We start from the raw sequence: 13,018 nt of genomic DNA, 5'->3' as shown, positions 1-13,018 counted from the left end.
TCTCCTGACAAGAACTGTGGTTCGAGAGTGCCTCAATTCCGCTACCGATCGTAGCCGCGCACCTCCACTCTGGTGATGCGAAGTCGGAAAGACATCCGGTTTTCATCCGGGGAGCACAAAGGCAAGCGCATGATGACAGGAAATCTATTAGGCGTCACCGAGCTGGTCGGAACTCCCGAATCGGTCTCCCGCGCACGGGCGTATGTCAGGGAGAAACTCGGCGTCGATCATCCGGCGCTCGACGACGTGATCCTGCTGGTCTCCGAGGTGGTCACCAACGCGGTCGTCCATTCGGACTCCAGGAACGGCGGCAGGATCACCCTGGCGCTCGCCGATTTCCACGATTTCGTCCGCGTGGACGTGGTGGACGCGGGCGGCGGGACGATCACCCGCACCTCCGACGACCCGTGCGCCGAAGGCGGGCGCGGACTCCTGCTGCTGGAAACGCTCGCGCATCGCTGGAACGTCCACAAAACCAGCACGGACCGAACTGTCTGGTTCGACGTGACTTATGAACGTAAAAACACGCCGACCGATCCTCTCCTCGCGGAAAGCGCGACGGACTCCTCTCCCCTCACGAAATGCGCTCCTGACCTCCCACCCCTGCCACGCCCACGAAAATCCGCCGACCCCCTGTAAGAGAGGTCCTGGAGAACCACGCCACCCCACAGCCGGGCGGCGGCGCGGAGAATTGTCCCGTACCCCCGACGGGAGTTCTTCCCCCCATTCCCCGCCGCCGCCCTATCCTCCGGCCGATGAACATGAGGGTCCATTAACCGGAAGCACCCCCGTCCGGACCCCACAGCATCTAGGCCCTCCGCGGTGCATGTCCTAGGCTCGGTCGTATGTTGCGGCTGTATGACACCCGGTCCCGGCAGGTCGAAGGCGTCGTCGCGCCTGGTTCGCGTGTGCTGCGCGTGTACACCTGTGGGCCGACCGTCTACCGCTACGCCCATGTGGGGAACCTCCGGTCGTACCTGCTGCCCGATCTGATCCGGCGGGTGCTGGAGCGGCACCGCGTCGGCACGTTGCTGTGCCAGAACATCACCGACGTCGGGCACCTGGTGGACGACGGCGAGGTGGACGCGTCCGGCGAGGACAAGGTGGTGCAGCAGGCCCGCAGGGAGGGCCGGTCGGCGCTGGAGATCGCGCGGTTCTACGAGGACGCCTTCCGCCGGGACACCGCGAAGCTCAACATGCGCCCGCCGGAGCACATGCCCCGGGCCACCGAGTCGATCGACCTGATGATCGAGATGATCGAGGGCCTCATCGAGAGGGGCCACGCGTACGTGCTGGACGACGGGTCGGTGTACTTCGACGCGCGCAGCTTCCCGACGTACGGCGAAATCTCCGGGAACCGGCTGGACGCGCTGCAGCCCGCGTACCGGCTGGAGGCCGTGGACTCCCGCAAGCGCTTCCACGCCGACTGGGCCCTGTGGAAGGGCTCCAAGCGCGAGGGCTTCAACCGGGAGGGCTCCGACGAGGAGATGACCTGGGAGACCCCGTGGGGCCGCGGCTTCCCCGGCTGGCACATCGAGTGCTCGGCCATGTCGCTGCGCTTCCTCGGCGAGCACATCGACGTCCACACCGGCGGCAAGGACCTCCGCTTCCCGCACCACGAGGACGAGCGCGCCCAGTCCAACGCCTCGGTCGGGCACGACGTCGTCAAGCACTGGGTGCACGGCGAGCACTTGCTGTTCGACGGCCGCAAGATGGCCAAGTCGACGGGCAACGTCGTGCTGCTGTCGGACGTCGAGGCGGCGGGCCTGGACCCGCTGGCCGTACGGCTGGCGCTGCTCGAACACCGCTACCGCCAGCAGATGAACCTCACCTGGGACTCTCTGAGGGCCGCGGACCGCACGGTCCGCCGGTGGCGGCAGCGGGTCGCCGAGTGGGCGGAGGCCCCCAGCCGGCCGATCGCGCGCGAGTACGCCGACCGTGCGCAAGCGGCCTTCGACGACGACCTCGACACGCCGGCCGCGCTGCGGATCGTGCGCGAGCTGGAGCGCGACGAGTCGGTGGCGCCGGGGTCGCGCTTCGAGACGTTCCTCCACCTGGACCACGTGCTGGGCCTGGATCTGTCGGCGGACATCGGCAAGCCGCCGGTCGTCGCCGTCCTGCCGCCGGGCGCGGCCGAGCTGCTGGACGCCCGTGCCCGGGCCCGTGAGGTCAAGGACTGGGGCGCCTCCGATCGGCTGCGCGACGAGCTGGCGGCCCTCGGGGTGAAGGTCGTTGACACCCCCGAGGGCCAGACCTGGTCCTGAGGCCGGGTCAGCGCGGCCCGAGCAGGTCCATGTACCGCTCGGCGGCGTGCAGGAAGACCGGGTCGCCGGTGACGGCGTGCTGGCGCAGCGCGGCCTCGGTCAGCTTGATCGCGTGTTCCTCGCCGGTCTCGGCCGCGCGTCCGGCCAGGTCGGCGGGGGCCGACGGGTCGCGTTCGGGCAGCGGCTCGGCCGTCCCGTTGTAGGCGTACCCGCTGAACAGGGCGGCGGAGGCCTGCCACACGGCGTCGTAGGTGGCGCGCCAGGTGGCGGGCGGCAGGTCGCCCAGCACCGAGGACACCGCGACGGGCGTGGTGACGGCGTGGACGAACGCGATCGGCGCGTGCCTGCCCCGGGTGAGGAACACGCGGGTGAACGCCCGCGACAGCCGTACGAGGTCGGCGGGGACGTCGGCGGGCGGGCGCAACGAGGACACGACGCCCGCGAACTCGGGCAGTCCGGCGAGGTTGCCCAGGTGGACGGAGATGAGGCCCGTCGGCGCGAGTTCCAGCACCGGCAGCGCCGCGACGGCCTCCTCCAGGGTCCGCGCGCCGGCGGTGAGGGGCCGTCCGGGCAGTTCCAGGTAGGCGGCGGCCCAGTACGCGAGGGCGTGCGCCAGTTCGGCGCGCCGGGGCGGGGTGTCGGCCTCGGCGAGGGCGCGGACGGCGTGCGAGGTGCGGATCACGCCGTGGGTGGCCCCGGCGGCGAGGCCGGGGACGAGGCGTGGCCACCACTCGGCCAGCACCGCGCGCCATGGCCCCTCGGCCAGCAGGCGTTCGAAGTGGCCGGTCCAGTCTCCAAGCCTGCGCATGTCGCCGAGCGCGGCGCGCCAGTCGGTGACGGGGCCGCCCACGGGCGGGCGTCCGGCGAGGCTCGGCAGGTAGCCGGTGACCCAGCCGGGCACGGTTCCGGCGGCGCCGAGCCGTACCAGGGCCTCGGCGACCATCGGGCCGTGGTTGGACAGGCCGCCGCCGAACTCCGGACCTGTGGGCGCGAGCCGGACTAGGGCCTCGTCGAGGTGGCCCGTGTGATCCATGTGGTCCATATCGCCTCCAGACTATATACAGATAAGACTATATAGTCTGAGGTCGATATAATGAACGGCGTGGAGATCGAGGTTCTCAAGGCGCTGGCCCATCCGGTGCGGCTCGGCATCGTGCGCAGGCTGGCCGCCGAGCCGGACATCTGCGCCTGCGATTTCACCGACGAGTTCGAGGTGAGCCAGCCCACGATCTCGGCGCACCTCAAGGTGCTGCGCGAGGCGGGGCTGGTCACCACGCGGCGCGAGGGCACGACGATCTGCTATTCGCTCGTGCCCGAGACCCTGGCGGGCCTCGCCGCGACGCTGGACGGCCTGGCCCGGGGCCTGGTCAGACGATGATCGGCCGCCTGACCGGCAGGTGAGAACCCGCCCCGTCAGGCGGTGAGCACCCGGGTCTCCCCCACGGCGAGGTCCCACAGGTCGGCGCGGTCGCGGCCCGAGGCGGTCCACGCGGCCCGCGCCTCCTGGACCGGGGCCATCACCGGCTCCCCCGACAGCACGAACGTCCCCCAGTGCATGGTGGCCATGCGCCGCGCCCCGACGTCCTCGCACGCCTGGACGGCCTCGGCGGGGTCGACGTGCGAGACGTGCATGAACCAGCGCGGCTCGTAGGCGCCCACGGGCATCAGGGCCAGGTCGATGCCGGGGTAGCGCGCGCCGATGAGCTTGAAGCGGTCCCCGTAGGCGGTGTCGCCGGCGAAGTAGATCCGGTGGTCGCCGGACGTCAGCACCCAGCCGCCCCAGAGCGTCTTGCAGGTGTCGAACAGCGACCGGCGGCTCCAGTGGTGGGCGGGCACGAAATCGAAGCTCACGTCGCCGATGCGGGCGCTCTCCCACCAGTCCAGCTCGGTGACGTTGGTGAACCCCCTCTTCGCGAACCACCCGCCGAGGTTGGCGGGCACGAACATGGGCGTGTGCCGGGGCAGGCGGCGCAGGGTCGGGGCGTCCAGATGGTCATAGTGGTTGTGGCTGATCACGACGGCGTCCACGGGCGGCAGGTCGCTCCAGGCCACGCCCGGCGGGGTCAGCCGGTCGCGCACACCGGGGATCTTGCGCGACCAGACGGGGTCGGTGAGCACGGTCAGGCCGCCGATGCGCAGCACGTACGTCGCGTGGCCCACCCAGGTCACCCCGGCGTCCCGCGGCCCCACGGGTGGCAGTCCGGCGCGCAGGACCGGAATCTGGTCGGCGTCCCCGGCGTCCGCGTGGAAGCCGCCGTACCATGCGACGCTGAGGACCTCGCGGAAGTCCGGCAACGGGCAGGTCAGGCGGTCCTTGAAGCTGGAGGGCCAGGTCCGCTCGCGCGGCGGGGTGGCCGGGGTGGTCTCAGGGCGGATGGTTTGCGACATTCGACCCTCCTGTTCATGAGCGAGTGGGAGGCGTGTCAGGTCCCATGAGGTGGCAATGAAACCTTTGACCACTCTGATGTGATGATCCCCCGTGAGCGCGAAACATGCCTCGGCCCTGGGATGTATCCTCGCGTCCTCCCGGATGCGTAGCCGAGTCCTACCTCCCGGCGGCGCTCGCCTCCGTCCTGGGCCGCCGCACGCTTCCGCCCGTAAGCCTCCATCGCGCGCGTCCCCACTCTCCAGATGGAGCCCCGCATACTGGGGCCCCTATTCACAGCCGAATGTGTCGCATGCCTCGATTGTCCCCCGAGGAGCGGAAACGAGCGGTCAGGGGGCCATGCGGCGGTAACGGCCCTGCTCGTAGACGAGCGGCGGGACGGCCCTGAGCATGCGGGCCGACACCACGGCTCCCACCACGATCGAGTGGTCGCCCCCGTCGTGGACGGCCGTGGTGCGGCACTCCAGCGTCGCCACGGCGGCGTCGAAGAGCGCGAGGCCCAGCGTGCCCCGGCGGTGCGACCAGCGATCGAGCTGGCCCTCCAGCGTGCGCCCGCGCCGGGCGAACGCGCGGGACGCCTCCTCGCCGTCCTCGCCCAGGATCGAGACGCCGAAGACGCCGGCGTCCAGCACGGCGTCGTGGAAGCGCGCGACCTTCTCGACGCAGATGAGCACGAGCAGCGGGTCCAGCGAGAGGGAGGCGAAGGAGCTCACCGTCATCGCGTGGTCCACGCCGCCGGACAGGGTGGTGACGATGGTGACGCCGGTCGGGAAGCGGCCCACGACCTTGCGGAACGTGGCCTCGTCCACATCGGAGGGCATGCGGGCGGCGTGGCGCGCGTTTTCCTCGGCGTCCTCGGGGTGTTCGGCGGCTGACTGGTGCACGCGGCCAGCCTATGCGGACATTTCACCCGATATATTCATGCGCCCGGTCTTGCCGTAGGGCCTCTCGCGCAGCAGCCACGAGCCCGACGAGGGAATGAGCAGCACGGCGGCCACCACGGCGATGGCCCCGCAGGCCAGGTAGTAGTAGCCCTGGACGTTGCCCGCGATCAGCAGGTCGCCCTCCCTGCGCGGCAGCGAGAAGACCAGCACCACGAACATCCAGCCGAGGCCGGGCACGAACGCGCCCACCCGGGAGCCCATGAGCCGCCCGAAGCCGTACAGCACGACGAACAGCACCGCGGACAGCACGATCGGGATGGGCGCGAACGCGCCGGCGACGGGCCAGGCGTGTTCCAGGCCCGACACGACGCCGAACGCGACGCCGAACAGGAAGAGCAGACCGTACGCGACGCCGTCCACGATCGCGGACGGCACGCGCGGCCGCCGGGGCGCCTCGACCTGCTCTTCCTCCATGGTTCGCAAGGCTAGCCGATGCCCGCGAACAGGTCGTCCTCACGGTCGTAGGGCTCGCCGATGCCCCCGGCGCCGGCGGGGACACCCCGTCCGGCCGCGGGTCCGCGCTCGCCCGCGGCCAGGATGTAGTACTCGACGCCCATGGCCTCCTCACCCCTGCGCTCGGCGACCTTGAACCACGGGTCGGCGAGGTCCACCTGGGAGCGGTGGGCGCGCAGGGCGTCCAGCTTGGCCGGGGCGTGCGGCCGGGCGTCGATCTCCGTCGTGACGGCCTTGTCGGGGGCGCCGAACGGCAGGTCCTCGACGTCACCCGGGAACCCCTCGATGCCCGCCTCACGCATGACGTCGCCGAGATGCCGCAGCGCGGACTTCGGCATCGTGGTGAAGTAGAACTTGGCGATCTTCCAGGGCTCGCCCTCGCCGAAGGATGCGTCCGCGGCGAGCTCGAAGGCCCTCCAGGCCACGCGGTACGCCTGGATGTGGTCAGGATGGCCGTAGAAGCCGTTCTCGTCGTAGGTGACCAGCACCTGCGGCCGGACCTCACGGATGACCTTGACGAGCTCGCCCGCGGCCTCGTCCAGGTCGGCGCGCCAGAAACAGCGCGGGTTCTCGTTGGAGGGGGTGTCCATCATGCCGGAGTCGCGCCAGCGGCCCGGACCGCCGAGGAAGCGGTGGTCCACCACGCCGAGCGCCTTGCAGGCGGCCTCCAGCTCGCCTATGCGGTGCTCGCCGAGGCGGTCCTCGCGGTCGGCCGCGAGGTGGGCCAGATCGGGCACCACGATCTCGCCTTCTTCGCCCAACGTGCAGGTCACGAGGGTGACCTGAGCGCCTTCCGCGGCATATTTCGCCATAGTGGCCCCCGTGCCACTGCTCTCATCGTCGGGGTGAGCGTGCACGAACAGCAAACGCCGATCAGTCATGTGTTCGAGGTTATCCACAGCCTCAAGAACGGGTCATCTGTGTTTCGGTCCGGCCTGGCAGGATGAGGGCCATGAGTGAGAGCTTCCCGCGCCTTTACGCAAGGACCCGCCGGTTCACCCTCGGTGTTCCCCGCGGCTTCACGATCGCCCCTGACGGCGGCCGCGTCGCATTCCTGCGCAGCCGCTCAGGCACCGATCCGGTCACGTGCCTGTGGGAGCTCGACATTCCCTCCGGCGCCGAGCGCCTGGTCCTCGACCCGGCCGGGCTCGGCGCGGCCGACGAAGACCTGCCCGCCGAGGAGCGCGCCCGCCGCGAGCGCGCCCGCGAGCAGGCCGGCGGCGTGGTGGCCTACGCCGCCGACTCCGCGCTCGCCTCCGCCGTCTTCGCGCTCTCCGGCGGCCTCTACCTGGTGGAGCTCGCCACCGGCGCGGTGCGCGCCCTCGACGCCCACGGCCCGGTGATCGACCCCCGCCTGTCCCCCGACGGCGCCCATGTCGCCTACATCAGCGGCGGCGCCCTGCGCGTGCAGGCCGTCTCCGGCGGTGAGGACCGCGCGCTCGCCTCCCCCGAGGCTCCGGGCGTGACGTACGGCCTGGCCGAGTTCATCGCCGCCGAAGAGCTCGGCCGCCACCGCGGCTACTGGTGGTCGCCCGACGGCGCGGCGCTGCTCGTCGCGCGTGCCGACGAGTCCCCCGTCCAGCGGTGGCACATCGCCGACCCGGCCAACCCCGCGCGCCCGCCCGTCTCGGTGAGCTACCCCGCCGCCGGAACGGCCGACGCGGTGGTCTCCCTGGCGATCCTCGGGCTCGACGGCTCGCGCGTCGAGGTCCCCTTCGACGACGAGTACCTGGTCACGGCGAGCTGGGGTCCGCAGGGCCCGCTGATCGTCACGATGCCCCGCGACCAGAAGGCCCAGCGCGTGTACGCCGTCGACCCGGCCACCGGCGAGACCCGGCTGCTGCGCGAGACCACCGACGACGCCTGGGTCGAGGTCATCGGCGGCGTCCCCGCCCGTCTGTCCGACGGCACGCTGGTGTTGGTCGCCGATTCCGAGGGCGGGCGGCGGCTCGTCATCGGCGACGCGCCCGTCACCCCGCCCGGCCTGCAGGTCCGTGACGTCGTCGGCCTGGACGGCGACACGGTGCTGTTCCGGGCCGGCGCCGAGCCCACCGAGATCCACCTGTGGTCGTGGTCGGCCGGGGTGCTCTCCCCCCTCACCGAAGAGGCGGGCGTCCACTCCGGGCAGCTCGCCGGCGGCACCCTCCTGATCGCGAGCCAGACCCTCGCCTCGCCCGCCACCACCGTCCAGGTCCGGGCGGGCGAGCGGCGGCTGTCCATCGCCTCCGTCGCCGAGCGCCCCAAGCTGGAGCCACGGGTTTCGCTGCTCAGCGCCGGCGAGCGCGCCCTCCGCACCGCCGTCCTGTTCCCCAGCGACCACGTCCCCGGCTCCCGTCGCCTCCCCGTCCTCATGGACCCCTACGGCGGCCCGCACGCCCAGCGAGTGCTCTCAGCCGGGCGCCTGTTCCTGGAGCCCCAGTGGTTCGCCGACCAGGGCTTCGCCGTGATCATCTCCGACGGCCGCGGCACCCCCGGCCGGGGCCCCGCCTTCGAACGCGAAGTCCTGCACGACCTGGCGACCCCCGTCCTGGACGACCAGGTCGACGCGCTCAAGGCCGTCGCCCAGATCTATCCCGACGACATCGACACCTCCCGCGTGGCCATCAAGGGCTGGTCGTTCGGCGGCTTCCTCGCGGCCCTCGCCGTCCTGCGCCGCCCCGACGTCTTCCACGCCGCCATCGCCGGAGCCCCCGTCACCGACTGGCGCCTCTACGACACCGCATACACCGAGCGCTACCTCGGCCACCCCCGCGAACTCCCCGAGGTGTACGACCGCTCGTCGCTCATGGCCGACGCCGAGAAGCTGGAACGCCCCCTCCTCCTCATCCACGGCCTCGCCGACGACAACGTGGTAGCCGCCCACACCCTCCGCCTCTCCTCGGCCCTGGTCGCCGCCGGCCGCCCCCACACCGTCCTCCCCCTCTCCGGCGTCACCCACATGACCCCCCAGGAGGTCATCGCCGAAAACCTCCTCCTCCTACAGGTCGACTTCCTCCGCAAGTCCCTGGCCTTCTGACTCCCTGACGCGCGGGCTGTGGTCCGGGGTGGCGCGCACCCCGGACCATGCACCGTCTCCAGCCGGGCAGGCGGGAGCGGGGTTCTTTGCCTTCGCCTTTGCCACAGGCTGGGAGCGTCGCTCCTGCCGCCGCAGGCCGTCCGTTCTCGGGTGGGATCGCGGTGAGCCACCACGACGGCGCGGCACGGGTGGGGGCACACAACCCCAGCCGAGAACCTTCTTCTCTTCCGCGCAGAACGAGGCCGCAAAGGGCGGTGTTGCCGTCGCCGCAGGCGCGGCAAACCCCTTCCTGCGGGTCAGGTCTTCTGCGAAGTGCCGTGCCAGGTTTGCCAGAGGGCGGCGTAGGGGCCGGCGGCGGCGACGAGGGCGTCGTGGGAGCCGAGTTCGCTGATGCGGCCGTCCTCGATGACGGCGACGCGGTCGGCGTCGTGGGCGGTGTAGAGCCGGTGCGCGATGGCGATCACCGTGCGCCCGTGCAGGACGGCCGCGAGCGAGCGTTCCAGGTGGCGTGCCGCACGCGGGTCGAGCAGCGAGGTGGCCTCGTCGAGGACGAGGGTGTGCGGGTCGGCCAGCACCAGCCGGGCCAGCGCGGTCTGCTGGGCCTGGGCGGGCGAGAGGGCCAGCCCGCCGGAGCCGACCACGGTCTCCAGGCCGTCGGGCAGGGCCTCGGCCCACTCCCAGGCGTCGACGGCCGCGAGCGCCTCCTTGACCTCGCTGTCCCCGGCGTCCGGGCGGCCGATCAGCACGTTCTCGCGCAGCGTGCCCCGGAACACGTGGTGCTCCTGGGTGACGAGCGCGACGTGGCCGCGTAGCTCGTCCAGGGGCAGTTCGACGAGGGGGACGTCCCCGACGGTGACCGCGCCGGTCCGCGGGCCGTGGATGCCGGCCAGCAGCCGGCCGAGCGTGGACTTGCCCGCGCCCGAGGGCCCGACCATCGCCAGCCGCTCCCCCGGCGCGACGCGCAGCGACACGCCGTGCAGCACGTCGTGGCCGTCGCGGTAGGCGTAGCGGACGTCGTCGGCGACCATCTCTTCGCCGTTCGGGCGTCCGGTGCCCGCGCTGCGGTCGTCGGGCACGTTGGCCACGCCGAGCAGCCGGGCCATGGACGCCCCGCCGACCTGCAGCTCGTCCACCCAGGACAGCAGCCGGTCGAGCGGGTCGACGAGTTGCTGCGCGTAGAGGGTGGCCGAGGTGACGGCGGCCAGGGAGACGTGGCCGTCGATGTAGAACAGGCCGCCGATCAGCACGGTCATGGTGACGGGGATGACGTAGCCCATCTCCACGGCCGGGAACCACGCCGTTCGCAGGCGCAGGGTGTACCGCTCGGCGGCCCAGGAGCGGGCGATGTCGCCGTCGGTGCGCGCGTGGCGGCGGTCCTGCAGGCCGAACGCCTCGACCGTGCGCGCGCCTTCGACGGTCTCGCCGAGCCCTTCGGTCATCTCGGCGTACGCGGCGTTCTCGCGGAGGTAGCCGTCCCTGGCGCGTCTGAGGTACCGCCGGGTGGCGACCCACAGCAGGGGGACGGCGATGAGCGAGGGCAGCAGCAGCAACGGGCCGGCGAGGGCCAGCGCGCCCAGCACGAACGCACCCGACACCAGGGCGATCAACGTCTCGGGCACGGCATGGCGGACGGTGCGGGTGAGCGCGTCGACGTCGCGCGAGGTGCGGGTGACGAGGTCGCCGGACCCGGCGCGTTCGACGGTGGACAGCGGGAGGGCGAGCACGCGGTCGACGAAGTCCTCGCGCAGCTCGGCCAGGATCTTCTCGCCGAGGACCGCGGAGGCGTATACGGCGTACCTGATCAGCACGGCCTGCGCGACGACGAACCCGGCGATCGTGAGGGCGACGGTGTCGACCCCGGCGCCCGTGCCGAGCCGCACGCTTTCGACCAGCTCGCCGAGCAGGCGGGGCGCGACCAGGCCGGACACGGCGGCCAGAGCGTGCAGGCCGAGGGCCAGGGTGAGGCGGCCGGGGTACTTGAGGGTCAGCCGCCGCGCGTAGGCGCGCACCTGTGCGCGGTCGGCGACGGGCAGGATGGTCCGTCCGGCGCTCACGGGCGTGCGCCCTTCGTCTGTTTCCTGCGGGTTCTCACGGTCAGCACGATGGTCACTCCGAGCGGGTCACGGTCGCGGCGTAGTCGCGGCGGGTGGCGAGCAGGTGGCGGTGGGAGCCCTCGGCGCGCGCCACGCCGTCCTCCATGAAGATCACGTGGTCGGCGTGGTCCAGCACCAGGGGGCTGGTGGTGCAGACGAGCGTCGTGCGCCCGGCCCTGGCCTGGCCGAGCCGCTCGGCGATCCGCGCCTCGGTGTGGGCGTCCACGGCGCTGGTGGGCTCGACGAGGATCAGCACCTCGGGGTCGGCGACGAGGGCGCGGGCCAGTCGCAGCCGCTGCCGCTGGCCTCCGGAGAACTCGCGGCCGGCCTCGGCGACGTGGGCGTCCAGGCCGTCGGGCAGCGCCTCGACGATGTCCTCGGCGCCGGCGGTGTGCAGCGCGCGGCGCAGGTCGTCGCCGGAGGCCGTGCCGGTGACGTCGAGCTGGTCGCGCAGCCGCCCGCTGAAGAGCCTGGCGCCGTTGTCGGCGACGAGCACACGGCGCCGCACCTCCTCCAGCGGAAGGTCTGCCAGCGGGACGCCGCCGAGGGTGACGTCGGCGGCGGCGTACAGGCCGAGCCGGTCGGCGACGGCGATGGCGTCCTCGGGCACCGTGCTCACCAGGGCCGTGAACCGGCCGTGCGGCACGGTGACGCCGGAGGCCGGGTCGGCCAGGTCGCCACCGGGTGTGCCGGTGGCGGTGGCGTTGCCGGTGACCTCCGGGTTCAGGGAGAGGATGCGCACGACCCTGCGGGCGGCGACGTGGCCCTTGGTGAGCTTGTCGGCCATTTCGGTGAGCGTGCGCAGCGGGCCCACCAGGAACAGCGCGTACCCGTAGAACGCGACGAGCTGGCCGACGGTGATCGTGCCGTCCAGGGCGAGGTGGGCGCCGCGCCAGGTGACGAAGGCGATGAGCAGGCCGGGCAGCAGAACCTGCGCCGCGTCCAGGGTGGCGTTGACGGAGGCCACGCGCACGCCCGCCGTCCGCACCCGCTGGGACTGCGCGCGGTAGCGGTCGGCGAAGACCTGCTCGCCGCCGATGCCGCGCAGCACCCGCAGGCCCGCGACGATGTCGGAGGCGCGGGTGGCCAGCTCGCCTTGCAGGTCGCGCTGGGTGTGCTGCCAGCGGTGCAGCGGGCGGAGCAGGGGCACGACGGCCAGGGCCATGAGCGGTACGCCGATGAGCACGGTCAGGCCCAGCTCGGGGGAGGTGACGAGCAGGATCACGGTGACGGCGGCGATGGCGATCAGGCTGCCGGTGCCGCGCAGGAGGATGTCGAGGGCGCTGCCGATGTGCGAGATGTCGGAGTTGCCCACGCTGATCACTTCGCCGGTGGAGAGCAGCTTCGGCAGCGTCGCGCCGAGGCGGGTGGCCTGGCGGGCGGTGACCTGCACGGTGCGGTAGGCGGCGGCCAGGTAGCTGTAGACGGCCCTGCGGTGGCGCATGACGCCGCCGAAGGCCGCGGTCACGCCCAGCACGAGCATGATCGCCGACCAGCGGACCAGCCCCTCGGTGTCCCGCTGCGTCAGGCTGTCGATGGCGCGGCCGAGCGCCGCGGGGACCAGCGCCTGGGCGAGCCACCACAGCACGGCGAAGCCGATGCCGGCGAGCAGCGGCCCCGCCTGGCCGCGCGCCGTCCACCAGAGGTATCGGAATGGACTGCGGGCATCGGGAACACCGGGGTCGGCGTGGGGAAGCGTGCGCATAACCTCCACAGGCTCGCAGCGACCGGCGGCGGCGGGCAATCGATTTTCCGCCTGCCGACGCTGGTGAGCAGCGAAAAGATGGAGGTTCCCCCGTCCCGGAGAAGATCTTCCTTCGACAGCGCTCGTCAACCAATGTTGACAGCCACGCACGCGTCAA

General features: G+C 72.1%; 11 protein-coding genes. 4 read left to right on the top strand and 7 right to left on the bottom strand.

Annotated features, from left to right (window positions below):
• Positions 1-75: 75 nt before the first annotated feature.
• Both BJ982_RS12325 and cysS read left to right on the top strand, forming a co-directional pair.
• The gene (locus BJ982_RS12325) at positions 76-639 is read left to right on the top strand and encodes an ATP-binding protein (protein ID WP_184879692.1); all 564 of its coding nucleotides are present in this window, start codon (positions 76-78) and stop codon (positions 637-639) included.
• Between the two features lie 206 nt (positions 640-845).
• A complete protein-coding gene (cysS, locus tag BJ982_RS12320; protein ID WP_184879690.1) occupies positions 846-2,264 on the top strand; it encodes a cysteine--tRNA ligase in 1,419 nt (472 codons plus the stop codon).
• 7 nt (positions 2,265-2,271) lie between these two features.
• Here cysS and BJ982_RS12315 read toward each other — a convergent pair whose 3' ends face one another.
• Positions 2,272-3,306, bottom strand: a complete 1,035-nt coding sequence (locus BJ982_RS12315; protein WP_184879688.1) for a questin oxidase family protein — start codon at positions 3,304-3,306, stop codon at positions 2,272-2,274.
• 60 nt (positions 3,307-3,366) lie between these two features.
• Between BJ982_RS12315 and BJ982_RS12310 the strand changes: the two genes are divergently transcribed.
• Positions 3,367-3,642, top strand: coding sequence for an ArsR/SmtB family transcription factor (locus tag BJ982_RS12310; RefSeq protein ID WP_373869656.1), 276 nt, complete (start codon positions 3,367-3,369; stop codon positions 3,640-3,642).
• Positions 3,643-3,677: 35 nt separating this feature from the next.
• On the opposite strand, the gene BJ982_RS12305 is transcribed toward BJ982_RS12310, so the two are convergent.
• The 4 genes from BJ982_RS12305 to mshB form a co-directional block, all read right to left on the bottom strand.
• Positions 3,678-4,652: an MBL fold metallo-hydrolase gene (locus BJ982_RS12305; protein WP_184879684.1), complete on the bottom strand. Its 975-nt coding sequence runs from the start codon at positions 4,650-4,652 to the stop codon at positions 3,678-3,680.
• Positions 4,653-4,979: 327 nt separating this feature from the next.
• Positions 4,980-5,534 carry a flavin reductase family protein gene (locus BJ982_RS12300; RefSeq protein ID WP_239123081.1) on the bottom strand — a complete coding sequence of 185 codons (555 nt, stop codon included), beginning with the start codon at positions 5,532-5,534 and terminating at the stop codon, positions 4,980-4,982.
• A gap of 9 nt (positions 5,535-5,543) precedes the next feature.
• Positions 5,544-6,008: a DUF6113 family protein gene (locus BJ982_RS12295; protein ID WP_184879682.1), complete on the bottom strand. Its 465-nt coding sequence runs from the start codon at positions 6,006-6,008 to the stop codon at positions 5,544-5,546.
• 11 nt (positions 6,009-6,019) lie between these two features.
• On the bottom strand, positions 6,020-6,928 hold the full coding sequence (mshB, locus tag BJ982_RS12290) for an N-acetyl-1-D-myo-inositol-2-amino-2-deoxy-alpha-D-glucopyranoside deacetylase (protein ID WP_184879680.1): 909 nt from the start codon (positions 6,926-6,928) through the stop codon (positions 6,020-6,022).
• Between the two features lie 71 nt (positions 6,929-6,999).
• Here mshB and BJ982_RS12285 point away from each other — a divergent pair, with 71 nt between their 5' ends.
• The gene (locus BJ982_RS12285) at positions 7,000-9,063 is read left to right on the top strand and encodes a S9 family peptidase (protein WP_184879678.1); all 2,064 of its coding nucleotides are present in this window, start codon (positions 7,000-7,002) and stop codon (positions 9,061-9,063) included.
• 296 nt (positions 9,064-9,359) lie between these two features.
• Here BJ982_RS12285 and BJ982_RS12280 read toward each other — a convergent pair whose 3' ends face one another.
• Together BJ982_RS12280 and BJ982_RS12275 are read right to left on the bottom strand one after the other, a co-directional pair.
• Positions 9,360-11,117 (bottom strand): ABC transporter ATP-binding protein, encoded by a 1,758-nt coding sequence (locus tag BJ982_RS12280; protein WP_184879676.1) that lies wholly within the window; start codon positions 11,115-11,117, stop codon positions 9,360-9,362.
• 52 nt (positions 11,118-11,169) lie between these two features.
• Positions 11,170-12,861: an ABC transporter ATP-binding protein gene (locus BJ982_RS12275; protein ID WP_184879674.1), complete on the bottom strand. Its 1,692-nt coding sequence runs from the start codon at positions 12,859-12,861 to the stop codon at positions 11,170-11,172.
• Between the last annotated feature and the right edge of the window lie 157 nt (positions 12,862-13,018).

It is taken from the genome of Sphaerisporangium siamense, from assembly GCF_014205275.1.
GTDB classification, from domain to species: domain Bacteria; phylum Actinomycetota; class Actinomycetes; order Streptosporangiales; family Streptosporangiaceae; genus Sphaerisporangium; species Sphaerisporangium siamense.
Note: the sequence above shows the minus strand (reverse complement) of the source record. Positions and strands in the feature narration are given on the sequence as shown.

Bases quoted from the DNA above. Each gene is read 5' to 3' on its own strand.
- BJ982_RS12285 (WP_184879678.1), top strand. From the start codon at position 7,000: ATGAGTGAGAGCTTCCCGCGCCTTTACGCAAGGACCCGCCGGTTCACC.
- BJ982_RS12295 (WP_184879682.1), bottom strand. From the start codon at position 6,008: ATGGAGGAAGAGCAGGTCGAGGCGCCCCGGCGGCCGCGCGTGCCGTCC.
- BJ982_RS12305 (WP_184879684.1), bottom strand. From the start codon at position 4,652: ATGTCGCAAACCATCCGCCCTGAGACCACCCCGGCCACCCCGCCGCGC.
- mshB (WP_184879680.1), bottom strand. From the start codon at position 6,928: ATGACTGATCGGCGTTTGCTGTTCGTGCACGCTCACCCCGACGATGAG.
- BJ982_RS12325 (WP_184879692.1), top strand. From the start codon at position 76: ATGCGAAGTCGGAAAGACATCCGGTTTTCATCCGGGGAGCACAAAGGC.
- BJ982_RS12315 (WP_184879688.1), bottom strand. From the start codon at position 3,306: ATGGACCACATGGATCACACGGGCCACCTCGACGAGGCCCTAGTCCGG.
- cysS (WP_184879690.1), top strand. From the start codon at position 846: ATGTTGCGGCTGTATGACACCCGGTCCCGGCAGGTCGAAGGCGTCGTC.
- BJ982_RS12275 (WP_184879674.1), bottom strand. From the start codon at position 12,861: ATGCGCACGCTTCCCCACGCCGACCCCGGTGTTCCCGATGCCCGCAGT.